Here is a 13,120-nt window from a genome sequence, read left to right on the forward strand (position 1 = left end):
CAATTCTGGGTCGGGCCTTGTCACCGGGCCCCCCGGTCTGATGAGCTGTGGCCTGGGACACAACGGACACCCTGGGAAAGGGAGATGTCGTGAGCAACGAAAGCCTGGCCAACCTGCTGAAGGAAGAGCGCAGGTTCGCGCCGCCCGCCGACCTGGCGGCGAACGCCAATGTCACCGCGGAGGCGTATGAGCAGGCCAAGGCTGACAGGCTCGGCTTCTGGGCCGAGCAGGCCCGTCGGCTGACCTGGGCCACCGAGCCGACCGAGACACTGGACTGGTCGAATCCGCCGTTCGCGAAGTGGTTCGCCGACGGAAAGCTGAACGTCGCGTACAACTGCGTGGACCGGCATGTGGAGGCCGGGAACGGCGACCGCGTCGCCCTCCACTTCGAGGGCGAGCCGGGCGACAGCCGGGCCATCACCTACGCCGAGCTCAAGGACGAGGTGTCGAAGGCCGCGAACGCCCTCACCGAGCTCGGTGTCGGCAAGGGCGACCGGGTCGCCGTCTATCTGCCGATGATCCCCGAGGCCGTCGTCGCGATGCTGGCCTGTGCCCGTATCGGCGCCGCGCACTCGGTCGTCTTCGGCGGGTTCTCCGCCGACGCGATCGCCACCCGCATCCAGGACGCCGACGCCAAGCTGGTCATCACCGCCGACGGCGGTTACCGGCGCGGGAAGCCGTCCGCGCTCAAGCCCGCCGTCGACGACGCGGTGAGCCGGGTCGACGGCGTCGACAAGGTGCTGGTGGTGCGCCGTACCGGCGAGGACGTGGACTGGACCGAGGGCCGCGATGTGTGGTGGCACGACATCGTCGGTCGGCAGTCGGCCGAGCACACCCCGGAGGCGTTCGACGCCGAGCACCCGCTGTTCATCCTCTACACCTCCGGGACCACCGGGAAGCCGAAGGGCATCCTGCACACCTCGGGCGGTTACCTCACGCAGGCCTCGTACACCCACCACGCGGTCTTCGACCTCAAGCCGGAGACGGACGTGTACTGGTGCACGGCCGACATCGGCTGGGTCACCGGGCACTCGTACATCACGTACGGGCCGCTCTCGAACGGCGCGACGCAGGTCATGTACGAGGGGACCCCGGACACTCCCCACCAGGGCCGGTTCTGGGAGATCGTGCAGAAGTACGGGGTGACGATCCTCTACACGGCGCCCACGGCCATCCGTACGTTCATGAAGTGGGGCGACGACATCCCCGCGAAGTTCGACCTGTCGTCGCTGCGGGTGCTCGGGTCGGTCGGCGAGCCGATCAACCCCGAGGCGTGGATCTGGTATCGCAAGCACATCGGCGGGGACCGTACGCCGATCGTCGACACCTGGTGGCAGACCGAGACCGGCGCGATGATGATCTCGCCGCTGCCCGGGGTCACCGAGACCAAGCCCGGCTCGGCGCAGCGGGCGCTGCCCGGTATCTCGGCCACCGTGGTCGACGACGAGGCGAACGAGGTGCCCGACGGCGGTGGCGGCTACCTGGTGCTCACCGAGCCGTGGCCGTCCATGCTCCGCACGATCTGGGGTGACGACCAGCGGTTCCTCGACACGTACTGGTCCCGCTTCGAGGGCAAGTACTTCGCCGGGGACGGCGCCAAGAAGGACGATGACGGCGACATCTGGCTGCTCGGGCGCGTCGACGACGTGATGCTCGTGTCGGGGCACAACATCTCGACGACCGAGGTCGAGTCGGCGCTCGTCTCCCACCCCTCTGTCGCCGAGGCGGCGGTCGTGGGTGCGGCGGACGAGACCACGGGGCAGGCGATCGTCGCCTTCGTCATCCTGCGCGGGACGGCTTCCGCCGAGGACGAGGGCCTGGTGGCGGAGCTGCGCAACCACGTCGGCACCACGCTCGGTCCGATCGCCAAGCCCAAGCGGGTCCTGCCGGTGGCCGAGCTGCCGAAGACCCGGTCCGGGAAGATCATGCGCCGTCTGCTGCGCGACGTGGCCGAGAACCGCGAGCTCGGTGACGTCACGACGCTCACCGACTCCACGGTGATGGACCTGATCCAGGCGAAGCTGCCGGCCGCGCCCAGCGAGGACTGAGGCGGGCTCACCCCGCCGGCCCGACCCTGAGGGGTGCGGGAGCACACTCACCGTGCTCCCGCACCCCTCACGCGCGTCCGCACCCCTCAAGCGCGTCTCCACGCCCCAGGCGCCTCAGGCTCCGCGCACCGGAAAACCCGCGCAACCGCGCAGCCCCCCACCGCAGTCCGCACTCCGCAGCCCGCAGCCCGCAGCCCGCAGCCACCCTTCAATCGGCCGCCGACCCCGCCACTGCCGGTCAGCATCTGCGCTGCCGGTCCAGCACCGCAGGTCCAGCCCCCGTCCGCCCAGTGCCCCCGTCGGCCCAACCAGCAAGCCCTGCGGCCCCTTCAGTCGTACCGTGAAGATCCCCCACCGAACCGGCCGCATCGTGGGTAAGGTAAGCAAAGCGTCAAAGACGCGACAAGATCGTCCATGGTGTGCCGGGAAGTCTGGTCGGCGAGTACTCAGCCCTGCCTGCCCGACCGGAGGTCCTCACCATGGCCACGACCCCCAGCAACAGCACCAGCCCGCGCAAGTTCCTGGGCCTGTTGTCCCTGCCCGAGCGGAACTTCGTGGCGGGCGCGCTGCGCACCGAGACCGTGGGCGGAGTCCTGCTGCTGATCGCGGCGGTCGCGGCGTTGATCTGGGCGAACACCCTGCCGCACAGCTATGAGACCGTCTCGCACTACCACTTCGGACCGGCCGCCCTCGGGCTCGATCTGTCCGTGGAGCACTGGGCGGCCGACGGACTGCTCGCCATCTTCTTCTTCGTCGCCGGCATCGAGCTGAAGCGCGAGCTGGTGGCCGGCGACCTGCGTGACCCCAGGGCCGCGGTGCTGCCCGTGGCCGCGGCGGTCTGCGGCATGGCCGTTCCCGCGATCGTCTACGTCCTGACCAACGTGTTCGGCCACGGCTCGCTGGAGGGCTGGGCCGTCCCGACGGCCACCGACATCGCCTTCGCGCTCGCCGTGCTCGCGGTCATCGGGACGTCGCTGCCGTCCGCCCTGCGCGCCTTCCTGCTCACGCTCGCCGTCGTCGACGACCTGTTCGCGATCCTGATCATCGCCGTCTTCTTCACGGACTCCATCAACCTCGCGGCGCTCGGCGGGGCCGTCGTGGGCCTCGGCGTCTTCTGGCTGCTGCTGCGCAAGGACGTGCACGGCTGGTACGTGTACGTCCCGCTCGCGCTGGTGATCTGGGCCCTGATGTACAACAGCGGCATCCACGCCACCATCGCCGGTGTCGCCATGGGCCTGATGCTGCGCTGCCATCCGCTCGACGGCGAGGAACACTCCCCCGGCGAGCACATCGAGCACCTGGTGCGCCCGGTGTCGGCGGGCCTCGCCGTGCCGCTGTTCGCCCTGTTCAGCGCCGGGGTCGCGATCTCCGGCGGTGCCATCCACGACGTGTTCACCCGCCCCGAGACGCTCGGCGTGGTGCTCGGGCTCGTCGTCGGCAAGGCGGTCGGCATCTTCGGCGGTACGTGGCTGACGGCCCGCTTCACCAGGGCTTCGCTCAGCGACGACCTGGAATGGGCCGACGTCGCCGCGGTCGCCACCCTCGCGGGCATCGGCTTCACCGTCTCGCTGCTCATCGGCGAGCTCGCCTTCGCGGGCAACACGAGCCTGACCGACGAGACCAAGGCCGCCGTTCTGACCGGCTCGTTCATCGCGGCCGTGCTCGCCACGATCCTGCTGAAGATACGCAACTCCCAGTACCGCTCGATGTGCGAGGCCGAGGAACGCGACGAGGACCTCGACGGCATCCCCGACATCTACGAGCAGGACAAGCCCGCGTACCACCTGCGCATGGCCGCGATCTACGACCGGAAGGCCGCGGAGCACCGCAGGATTGCCGAAGTGGCGGGTGGGGCAAGCGAGGGCGACGACGGTCCGGCATGATCTGACAGGACCGTACAAACACATGCAGAAGAGGGAGATCGCGATGAGCGCACCCGACGGAACCCCGGTCGGCGCCGAACGCAGCATCGGCCAGTTGGTCGCCGCGGCGACGACCGAGATGTCCGCGCTGGTGCACGACGAGATCGCGCTGGCGAAGGCTCAGCTCAAGCAGGACGTCAAGCGCGGCGCGGTCAGCGGCGGCGCGTTCTCGGCGGCCGGAGCGATCCTGATCTTCTCCCTGCCGATGCTCAGCTTCGCGCTCACGTACGGCATCAGGACCTGGAGCCACTGGAATCTCGCGATCTGCTTCCTGTTGTCGTTCGCGGCGAACGTGCTGGTCGCGGCCGTGCTCGCGCTGATCGGCGTGATCTTCGCGAAGAAGGTCAAGAAGAGCCAGAGCCCGCAGAAGGTGGCCGCCTCTGTGAAGGAGACGGCCGGCGTCCTGCCGAACGCCAAGCCGCACCCCCGGCCCGAACCGGTCGAGGACGCCGTCAAGGCTGTGGCACGCTCATCCTCATGACGGACCCCGCCACACCATCGGCGCAACCCACCTCGGTCGTACGGATCGACCTTCCCGGCGGCCGGAAGGTCACGCACCGGGACGTGGCAGCCAACGGCGCGCGCTTCCACATCGCCGAGCTCGGCGACGGGCCGCTCGTGCTGCTGCTGCACGGCTTCCCGCAATTCTGGTGGGCCTGGCGGCACCAGCTCGTCGCGCTCGCCGACGCCGGGTTCCGGGCCGTCGCCATGGACCTGCGGGGCGTCGGGGGCAGCGACCGCACCCCCCGCGGCTACGACCCCGCGAACCTCGCGCTCGACATCACCGGGGTCGTGCGCTCCCTCGGCGAGCCCGACGCGGCGCTCGTCGGGCACGACCTCGGCGGCTATCTGGCGTGGACGGCGGCGGCCATGCGGCCCAAGCTCGTGCGCCGGCTCGCGGTCTCGTCCATGCCGCATCCGCGCCGCTGGCGTTCCGCGATGCTCTCCGACGTCAGGCAGACGACGGCGGGCTCGTACATCTGGGGGTTCCAGCGCCCCTGGATCCCCGAGCGTCAACTCCTCGCGGACGACGCCTCCCTGGTGGGTCGTCTGGTCAGCGACTGGTCGGGTCCCCGGCAGCCGGACGAGGACGCCCTGGAGACGTACCGCCGGGCCATGCGGATCCCCTCGACCGCGCACTGCTCCATCGAGCCGTACCGGTGGATGGTGCGGTCCATGGCGCGCCCGGACGGCATCCAGTTCAACCGGCGCATGAAGCGGCCGGTGCGGGTGCCGACCCTGCATCTGCACGGCTCGCTCGATCCGGTGATGCGGACGCGGAGCGCGGCGGGCTCCGGGGAGTACGTCGAAGCGCCGTACCGCTGGCGGCTGTTCGACGGGCTCGGCCACTTCCCGCACGAAGAGGATCCGGTCGCTTTCTCCACCGAACTGATCAACTGGCTGAAGGATCCGGAACCCGACCGGTGACACCTCGGTCACTCTTGCTCGGCCACGCGAAACTGCCCGGTGTCACGCCGACGACGCGGACCGTGAACACCTGTCCTACGAACGGCCACTTGCCTCGCGCATAGGCCAATTGAAGGGCCGGGGCGAGGTTATCGACCTTGGGGCAGGGGCAGACGTCGGGGTATGGGCTGGACGCACGACTACAGTGACGTAGCACGCAATCGCCGCTCGGCATCGGGTCTGAGCTCTCGTCAGGGGGGTGCCCGGCAATGGTCGGGCACGGATACGCGTGTGGGGATTCCGCACATTCTGCGGCGCCGGGCCCGCTGGGTCTCCGTACGGCTGCGCCATCCGCGCGGCTGAGGCCCCTCTCACGCCATCGACACCGGGATCCCACCCGCACTCTCCGAAGTGGCTGGGATCCCGTCCGGCATCCTCCGACGCGACAGGGGTCCCGCCCTGCGCTCAGAGCGCGCAGCTGTCGCTGTCCACCTGCTGGTCGGCCGTGCGCCCCTTGGCGATGTCCTGCCGGACCTCGTCCGCGGTGAGCGCGTAGCCGGTCTCGGCGTCGTCGAGCGACTTGGCGAAGACCACTCCGTACACCTTGCCCTGGGGTGTCAGCAGCGGTCCGCCGGAGTTGCCCTGACGGACCGTCGCATACAGCGAGTAGACATCGCGGCGCACCGTCTTGCGGTGGTAGATGTCGGGTCCGTTGGCCGTGATGCGGCCGCGCACGCGCGCGGGCTGGATGTTGTACGAGCCGTTCTGCGGGAACCCGGCGACGATCGCGCTGTCGCCGCTGCCGGCGTCCGCCGTGCTGAAGCGCAGCGCGGGCGCCTTGAGGTTCGGCACGTCCAGTACGGCGATGTCGCGCTCCCAGTCGTAGAGGACGACCGTGGCGTCGTACTTCTTGCCCCGGCCGCCTATCTGGACGGTGGGCTGGTCGACTCCGCCGACGACGTGCGCGTTGGTCATCACACGGCGGTCGCTGAAGACGAAACCGGTGCCTTCGAGCACCTTGCCGCAACTCTGGGCGGTGCCCATGACTTTGACGATGGAGTCCTGGGAGCGGGTGGCGACGGGGCTGGCGGCGAGCTGGGGGTCGGGCGGCTGGACCTCGGTGATGGGCTCGTTGGCGAACGGGCTGAAGACCTGTGGGAAGCCGTTCTGCGCCAGGACCGAGGAGAAGTCGGCGAACCAGGTGTTGGCCTGGTTCGGCAGCGCGCGGGAAACCCCGAGCAGCACCTTGGAGTTGCGGACCTCCTTGCCGAGCGTCGGCAGCGTGGTGCCGGCGAGGGCGGAGCCGATGAGCCAGGCGACGAGCAGCATCGCCACGACGTTCACCAGGGCGCCGCCGGTCGCGTCCAGGGCTCTGGCAGGGGACCAGGTGATGTACCGGCGCAGCTTGTTGCCGAGGTGGGTGGTGAGGGCCTGGCCGACCGAGGCGCAGACGATCACGACGACCACGGCGACGACGGCCGCGGTCGTGCTCACCTTGCTGTCGTCGGTCGTCCAGCTCCAGACGACCGGGAGGAGGTAGACGGCGACGAGGCCACCACCCAGGAAGCCGATCACCGACAGGATGCCGACGACGAAGCCCTGGCGGTAGCCCACGATCGCGAACCACACGGCGGCGACCAGCAACAGGATGTCCAGCACATTCACGAAGGTCACCTTGTCACGCGCGCCAGTCGAGTGGGACCTGCTTGTCGCGGTCCCACGGGCGCTCCCAGCCCGCGAAGTGCAGGATCTTGTCGATCACCCCGGCCGTGAAGCCCCAGACCAGGGCCGATTCGACCAGAAATGCCGGACCCCGGAAACCGCTGGGGTGCACGGTGGTCGCACGGTTGGCCGGGTCCGTGAGATCCACCACGGGGACGGTGAAGACCCGGGCCGTCTCGCCCGGGTCGACGACACCGACCGGCGTCGGGCGGCGCCACCAGCCGAGGACCGGGGTGACCACGAAACGGCTGACCGGGATGTAGAGCTTGGGCAGGACGCCGAAGAGCTGGACACCGCTCGGGTCGAGACCCGTCTCCTCCTCAGCCTCGCGCAGAGCGGCGTTCAGCGGCCCGTCGGTGGCCGGGTCGCCGTCCTCGGGATCGAGGGCGCCACCGGGGAAGGACGGCTGCCCGGCGTGGGATCTGAGGGTTCCCGCCCGTTCCATGAGCAGCAGTTCGGGGCCGCGCGGGCCCTCGCCGAAGAGGATGAGCACCGCGGACTGACGGCCCGTGCCGTTGGCCGGCGGCAGGAAGCGGCTCAGCTGGAGCGGTTCCACGGTCTCGGCGACCTGCGCGACCGGGCCCAGCCAGTCGGGCAGTCCTTCCTTGCTGAGCACCGGACCGCCCTGCGTGTTGCTCGTGTCCTGTGTGTTGCCTGCGTGCTTCATCGCCACCCCCGTTCTGCTCTTCCCAACGCCCGCCGAGGCCGAGTTCGTTCCGTCATCCGGCGCCCAGCGGCGGCGCGGGCGTGCCGCCCGCGTCCAGATAGGCCTGAGGGGGGTTGAGCCGCTGCCCGGGGAAGCCGCCCTTCTCGTACTTCAGGAGCTTCCTCGCCTTCTCGGGGTCGGTCTCGCCCTCCCCGTACGCCGGGCAGAGCGGGGCGATGGGGCAGGCGCCGCAGGCGGGCTTGCGGGCGTGGCAGATGCGGCGGCCGTGGAAGATCACGTGGTGCGACAGCATGGTCCAGTCGCTCTTCGGGAAGAGCTCGCCCACAGCCTTCTCGATCTTGTCGGGCTCGGTCTCGGCGGTCCACCGCCAGCGCCGTACGAGCCGCTGGAAGTGGGTGTCGACGGTGATCCCGGGACGCCCGAAGGCGTTGCCGAGCACGACGAAGGCGGTCTTGCGGCCCACTCCGGGCAGTTTCACGAGGTCTTCGAGGCGCCCGGGCACCTCGCCCCCGAAGTCGTCCCTCAGGGCCTTGGAGAGCCCTATGACGGATTTGGTCTTGGCGCGGAAGAACCCGGTCGGGCGCAGGATCTCCTCGACCTCTTCCGGGTTGGCCTCGGCGAGGTCCTCGGGGGTCGGATACCTGGCGAAGAGCGCGGGCGTCGTCTGGTTCACCCGCAGGTCCGTGGTCTGGGCGGACAGGACCGTGGCGACGACCAGCTGGAAAGGGTTCTCGAAGTCCAGCTCCGGGTGGGCGTACGGGTACACCTCGGCGAGTTCGCGGTTGATGCGGCGGGCCCGGCGGACGAGGGCGGTGTGCGACTCGTTCCGCGGCGGCACGGGGGCCACGGCCTTCTTGGAGGCTTTCCCGGCCACCGTCTCCTTGGATGCGGTCTTACCGGCCGCAGCCTCCTTGGAGGCGCCCTTACCGGCAGCTGTCCTCTTGGCGGCGGCCGCGACCGATGCCGCCTTCTTGGCACCGGCTTTCGCAGACTGCGTCTTCTTGGCGACAGCCTTCACAGGCGCCACCTTCTCGCCGGCCGCTCTCGCGGGTGCCGCCTTCTCGGCAGCCGATTTCGCGGGTGTCACTTTCTTCGCCGTCCCTTTCGCGGGTGTCACCTTCTTGGCGGGACGAGGCGCCGTCTTCTTCGCGCTCTTCCCGCGCGCCGTCGCCGACGGCGCCTTCGACCCCGTCCCGGACACGGCCTTCAAGGGCACGGCGCCTGCCGCTTTTGTCGGTTCTTTGGTTCCGTCGGGGGCCTGTTCGCCCACAGCGGAATCACGACGTACAACCACCCGCCCAGCCCCCTTGGCCTGTGCTCTCACCGGCGATTTGGACACCCGGCCAGCCTAAAGCCCGGCACCGACATCCGCCCCGGACCCTGAAGATCGGCCCCCAATTGGCCCCCTGCCGCACTCGTCGGGACGCCGGTGCGGCAGACTTGTGACTGATCACACTGTTTGGAACGTCCGGCAAGATGGGGAACACGGTCCCCTGGTACCAAGGGGGGCAACGGTCCCCTGAGCAGGTCGACAAGGAGAGAACTCGTGGACGACGTTCTGCGGCGCGCCCCGCTCTTCGCGGCGCTCGATGACGAGCAGGCCGCGGAGCTCCGCGCCTCCATGAGTGAGGTGACCCTCGCGCGAGGCGACGCCCTCTTCCATGAGGGCGACCCCGGGGACCGCCTCTATGTGGTCACCGAGGGCAAGGTGAAGCTCCACCGCACCTCCCCCGACGGGCGCGAGAACATGCTCGCCGTCCTCGGCCCCGGCGAGCTGATCGGCGAACTGTCACTGTTCGACCCGGGCCCGCGCACGGCGACCGCCACCGCGCTCACCGAGGTCAAGCTGCTCGGCCTCGGCCACGGCGACCTCCAGCCCTGGCTGAACGCGCGGCCCGAGGTGGCCGCCGCCCTGCTGCGCGCCGTCGCCCGGCGCCTGCGCAAGACCAACGACCAGATGTCCGACCTGGTCTTCTCCGACGTGCCCGGCCGTGTCGCCCGGGCCCTGCTCGACCTGTCGCGCCGCTTCGGTGTGCAGTCCGAAGAGGGCATCCACGTCGTGCACGACCTCACGCAGGAGGAACTGGCCCAGCTGGTCGGCGCCTCCCGCGAGACCGTCAACAAGGCGCTCGCCGACTTCGCGGGCCGCGGCTGGCTCCGCCTGGAGGCCCGCGCGGTGATCCTCCTGGACGTGGAGCGGCTCGCCAAGCGCTCGCGCTGACACCATTCGGCCGTACGACGACGGGGTCCCGCCTCTCACCGAGGCGGGACCCCGTCGTCGTACCCCGTGGACCCAGGCACCCGCGGTCGTCCGGCGCCGGCCGCGCACCCGCAAATGATCTGCGCGACGACGGCCCCTGGCGGCACAGTGGGCGCATGGACGTACCGGGGTACCGCAGAGGGCTCGACGCCGAGGGGCACATCGCGCGCGAGGGGTCGCTCGCGCGCGTGCCGCGGGCGTTCGGGCCCGTCGTCGCGGCGGCCCGTGAACGGCTGCTGGACGTCTTCGGGACCCGGCTGGACGGCGCGTACCTCTACGGCTCGATCCCGCGCGGCACCGCGCGCGTGGGACGCTCCGACCTCGACCTGCTGCTGTCCCTGCGCGAGGAGCCGACCGAGACCGACCGCGCCGAGACCCGCGCGCTCGAAGCGGCGCTCGACCAGGAGTTCGCCGAGATCGACGGCGTGGGAACGCTGCTGTTCGGCCGTGCGCGGCTGCTGAGCGACCTGGAGCGGCACGACCTCGGCTGGTTCGTCGCCTGCCTCTGCACCCCGCTCCTGGGCGAGGACCTGGCCGGACACCTCCCGCGCTACCGTCCCGACACGCGGCTGGCCCGCGAGACGAACGGCGACCTCGCCCTGCTGCTGCCGCGCTGGCGCGAACGGATCGCCGCGGCCGAGGACACCGACGAGGCCAGACGCCCGCTGGTCCGCTCGATGTCGCGGCACCTCGTGCGCACCGGCTTCACGCTCGTCATGCCGCGCTGGAACGGCTGGACCAGCGATCTGGAGGAGATGGCCGAGGCGTTCGGCACGTACTACCCGGAGCGGGCCACCGACCTGAGGAACGCGGCCGTACGCGGACACGAGCCGACCGGCGACCCCGCGGCGCTCCGCTCGTACGTGGACGATCTCGGACCGTGGCTCGCCGACGAGTACGCACGCGTGCACGGCATCAAGGCGCCCCGCCCGTGAGGCCCTCCCCCGGAACGCGAGAGAACGCCACCACGGCCCAGGTGACCTAGGGCCTGCCGTTTGGGTCAGGTCGCAGCAGGGCAGCGACGGGGCTGTTCTGCACCGGTGACCGGGGTCTGGTGCGTGCAGCTGCAAGGCGGAGGAGGGAGTCGACGCGGTGGGGGCACCTCCCGGCCGGAGGCTGGGGGACGTTGGCGACCGACGACAACGCCGCTGGGGGTGCCCCCTGCTCGAAGAGCTTGGGGGAGTGCGTGCCAGACCCCGCGTCTGCGAACTGATCCAAACGACAGGCCCTAGATCAGCCCGTGCTCGCGCAGATAGTCCATCTGCGCCCGCACCGACAGCTCGGCCGCGGGCCAGAGCGACCGGTTCACGTCCGCGTAGACGTGGGCGACGACCTCCTCGGGAGCCCGGAGGCCGTTCTCCACGGCGGTCTCGACCTGGGCCAGCCGGTGGGCGCGGTGGGCGAGGTAGAACTCGACCGCGCCCTGCGCGTCGTCGAGGACCGGTCCGTGACCGGGCAGGACGGTGTGGACACCGTCGTCGACCGTCAGCGAGCGCAGCCGGCGCAGCGAGTCGAGATAGTCGCCCAGACGCCCGTCGGGATGGGCCACCACGGTCGTGCCGCGCCCCAGGACGGTGTCCCCGGTGAGCACGGCCCGGTCGGCCGGGAGATGGAAGCACAGCGAGTCGGCGGTGTGCCCGGGAGTCGACACGACACGCAGCTCCAGCCCGCCGAGGCTGATCACGTCGCCGGCCGCCAGCCCCTCGTCCCCGAGCCGCAGCGCGGGGTCCAGGGCGCGCACGGAGGTTCCCGACAGCTCGGCGAAGCGCGAGGCGCCCTCCGCGTGGTCGGGATGCCCGTGCGTGAGCAGGGTCAGCGCGACCCGCTTCCCGGCCTTCTCGGCCGTGTCCAGGACGGCGCGCAGATGTATGTCGTCCAGGGGCCCCGGGTCGATGACGACCGCGAGCTCGGAGTCGGGCTCGGACACGATCCACGTGTTCGTGCCGTCCAGGGTCATCGCGGAGGCGTTGGGGGCCAGGACGTTCACCGCGCGCGCGGTGGCGGGGCCGGAGAGGACCGTGCCGCGCGGCTGGCCGGGGAGCGCTGCTGCGTCGGTCATGCGGAGGCTCCGCCGGTCGGGATGTGCTTGGTGAACTCGTCGTGTCCCGGCCAGGAGAGGACGACCTCGCCACCCTCCAGACGCGCCTCGGCCAGGACAGGGGTCAGATCACGGGCGGCCGCGCCGGCGAGGGCGTCCGCGGACCTCTCGTACCCCACGATCCCGCGCAGCGTGGCGATGGTGGGCGGCATCATCAGCAGCTCGCCCTTGTCGTAGCCGGCCGCCGCGTCGGCGGGACGGATCCACACCGTGCGGTCGGCCTCCGTGGAGGCGTTCCGGGTGCGCTGGCCCTCCGGGAGGACGGCCACGAAGAACCAGGTGTCGTAGCGGCGGGACTCGAACTCCGGAGTGATCCAGCGGGCCCAGGCCCCGAGCAGGTCCGAGCGGAGCACGAGCCCCCTGCGGTCGAGGAACTCGGCGAAGGACAGGTCCCTGGCGACCAGGGCCGCCCGGTCCGCCTCCCAGTCGTCCCCGGTGGTGTCACCGACCACGCTGTCCGGGCTGGGGCCGGCGAGCAGGACGCCCGCCTCCTCGTACGTCTCCCGTACGGCAGCGCAGACGATGGCCTGGGCGGAGGTCTCGTCCACGCCGAGCCGTTCCGCCCACCACGCGCGCGTGGGACCGGCCCAGCGGATCTGCTGCTCGTCGTCGCGCGGGTCCACGCCGCCGCCCGGATACGCGTACGCGCCTCCGGCGAAGGCCATGGAGGCGCGTCGGCGCAGCATGTGGACCACGGGGCCGGTCTCGCCGTCCTTGACCAGCATCACCGTGGCGGCGCGCCGGGGTGCAACCGGTGTCAGTGTTCCCTCGGCCAGCGCACGAATCCGCTCCGGCCACTCCGCCGGAAACCATTGCCCATTCCCCATGGCCGGAGGCTATCCCGAGCCGGGCGGATGTTCGAGGCCCCACCGCCCCACAAGCGACGTCCACCCCGTACGACGTGGGGCTCTCTGTGCTGCTGCCCGCCCCCGGGATCCGGCGTGAGGGGACGGGCCGGTACATCGATGCCCGTCGCCACCGACGGTCACTCCTCAT

The 13,120-nt window shown here is 70.8% G+C and carries 12 protein-coding genes; 7 read left to right on the forward strand and 5 right to left on the reverse strand.

Translation table 11 applies throughout. From position 1 onward, the window contains the following. The first annotated feature begins 47 nt into the window (after positions 1-47). The 5 genes from acs to ACZ4AA_RS26940 all read left to right on the forward strand — a co-directional run bounded on the left by acs (position 48) and on the right by ACZ4AA_RS26940 (position 5,740). Positions 48-2,048: an acetate--CoA ligase gene (acs, locus tag ACZ4AA_RS26920; RefSeq protein ID WP_467608131.1), complete on the forward strand. Its 2,001-nt coding sequence runs from the start codon at positions 48-50 to the stop codon at positions 2,046-2,048. A gap of 479 nt (positions 2,049-2,527) precedes the next feature. Next, on the forward strand, positions 2,528-3,931 hold the full coding sequence (nhaA, locus tag ACZ4AA_RS26925) for a Na+/H+ antiporter NhaA (protein ID WP_467608134.1): 1,404 nt from the start codon (positions 2,528-2,530) through the stop codon (positions 3,929-3,931). Between the two features lie 43 nt (positions 3,932-3,974). Further along, a complete protein-coding gene (locus tag ACZ4AA_RS26930) occupies positions 3,975-4,451 on the forward strand; it encodes a phage holin family protein (protein ID WP_467608138.1) in 477 nt (158 codons plus the stop codon). After that, positions 4,448-5,398, forward strand: coding sequence for an alpha/beta fold hydrolase (locus tag ACZ4AA_RS26935; RefSeq protein ID WP_467608142.1), 951 nt, complete (start codon positions 4,448-4,450; stop codon positions 5,396-5,398). Before ACZ4AA_RS26930 ends, ACZ4AA_RS26935 begins: the two co-directional genes overlap by 4 nt. A gap of 162 nt (positions 5,399-5,560) precedes the next feature. Next, positions 5,561-5,740, forward strand: a complete 180-nt coding sequence (locus ACZ4AA_RS26940) for a hypothetical protein (protein ID WP_467608144.1) — start codon at positions 5,561-5,563, stop codon at positions 5,738-5,740. A gap of 102 nt (positions 5,741-5,842) precedes the next feature. Here the strand turns inward: ACZ4AA_RS26940 and ACZ4AA_RS26945 are convergent, their stop codons facing one another. Genes ACZ4AA_RS26945 through nth form a run of 3 tightly spaced genes read right to left on the reverse strand, consistent with a single transcriptional unit; the run spans position 5,843 to position 8,793 of the window. Continuing rightward, positions 5,843-7,042, reverse strand: a complete 1,200-nt coding sequence (locus ACZ4AA_RS26945) for a MarP family serine protease (RefSeq protein ID WP_467608146.1) — start codon at positions 7,040-7,042, stop codon at positions 5,843-5,845. Positions 7,043-7,055: 13 nt separating this feature from the next. Next, positions 7,056-7,766, reverse strand: coding sequence for an NUDIX hydrolase (locus ACZ4AA_RS26950; protein WP_467608151.1), 711 nt, complete (start codon positions 7,764-7,766; stop codon positions 7,056-7,058). A 52-nt stretch (positions 7,767-7,818) separates the two neighbouring features. Next, a complete protein-coding gene (gene nth / locus ACZ4AA_RS26955) occupies positions 7,819-8,793 on the reverse strand; it encodes an endonuclease III (RefSeq protein WP_467608329.1) in 975 nt (324 codons plus the stop codon). A 519-nt stretch (positions 8,794-9,312) separates the two neighbouring features. On the opposite strand from nth, the gene ACZ4AA_RS26960 reads away from it, so the two are divergent. Together ACZ4AA_RS26960 and ACZ4AA_RS26965 are read left to right on the forward strand one after the other, a co-directional pair. Next, complete coding sequence (locus ACZ4AA_RS26960) at positions 9,313-9,987, forward strand: Crp/Fnr family transcriptional regulator (RefSeq protein ID WP_006382668.1); 675 nt, start codon at positions 9,313-9,315, stop codon at positions 9,985-9,987. A 155-nt stretch (positions 9,988-10,142) separates the two neighbouring features. Beyond that, a complete protein-coding gene (locus ACZ4AA_RS26965) occupies positions 10,143-10,961 on the forward strand; it encodes a nucleotidyltransferase domain-containing protein (protein ID WP_467608155.1) in 819 nt (272 codons plus the stop codon). 293 nt (positions 10,962-11,254) lie between these two features. Here ACZ4AA_RS26965 and ACZ4AA_RS26970 read toward each other — a convergent pair whose 3' ends face one another. Both ACZ4AA_RS26970 and ACZ4AA_RS26975 read right to left on the reverse strand, forming a co-directional pair. Further along, the gene (locus tag ACZ4AA_RS26970; RefSeq protein WP_467608159.1) at positions 11,255-12,085 is read right to left on the reverse strand and encodes an MBL fold metallo-hydrolase; all 831 of its coding nucleotides are present in this window, start codon (positions 12,083-12,085) and stop codon (positions 11,255-11,257) included. Then, positions 12,082-12,951, reverse strand: a complete 870-nt coding sequence (locus ACZ4AA_RS26975; protein ID WP_467608163.1) for an NUDIX hydrolase — start codon at positions 12,949-12,951, stop codon at positions 12,082-12,084. The genes ACZ4AA_RS26970 and ACZ4AA_RS26975 overlap by 4 nt, the downstream gene beginning before the upstream one ends. Positions 12,952-13,120: the final 169 nt, after the last annotated feature.

This window comes from Streptomyces sp. NPDC024698 (assembly GCF_055559015.1).

Bases quoted from the DNA above. Each gene is read 5' to 3' on its own strand.
- ACZ4AA_RS26930 (WP_467608138.1), top strand. From the start codon at position 3,975: ATGAGCGCACCCGACGGAACCCCGGTCGGCGCCGAACGCAGCATCGGC.
- ACZ4AA_RS26970 (WP_467608159.1), bottom strand. From the start codon at position 12,085: ATGACCGACGCAGCAGCGCTCCCCGGCCAGCCGCGCGGCACGGTCCTC.
- nhaA (WP_467608134.1), top strand. From the start codon at position 2,528: ATGGCCACGACCCCCAGCAACAGCACCAGCCCGCGCAAGTTCCTGGGC.
- ACZ4AA_RS26935 (WP_467608142.1), top strand. From the start codon at position 4,448: ATGACGGACCCCGCCACACCATCGGCGCAACCCACCTCGGTCGTACGG.
- ACZ4AA_RS26975 (WP_467608163.1), bottom strand. From the start codon at position 12,951: ATGGGGAATGGGCAATGGTTTCCGGCGGAGTGGCCGGAGCGGATTCGT.
- ACZ4AA_RS26940 (WP_467608144.1), top strand. From the start codon at position 5,561: ATGGGCTGGACGCACGACTACAGTGACGTAGCACGCAATCGCCGCTCG.
- ACZ4AA_RS26965 (WP_467608155.1), top strand. From the start codon at position 10,143: ATGGACGTACCGGGGTACCGCAGAGGGCTCGACGCCGAGGGGCACATC.
- ACZ4AA_RS26950 (WP_467608151.1), bottom strand. From the start codon at position 7,766: ATGAAGCACGCAGGCAACACACAGGACACGAGCAACACGCAGGGCGGT.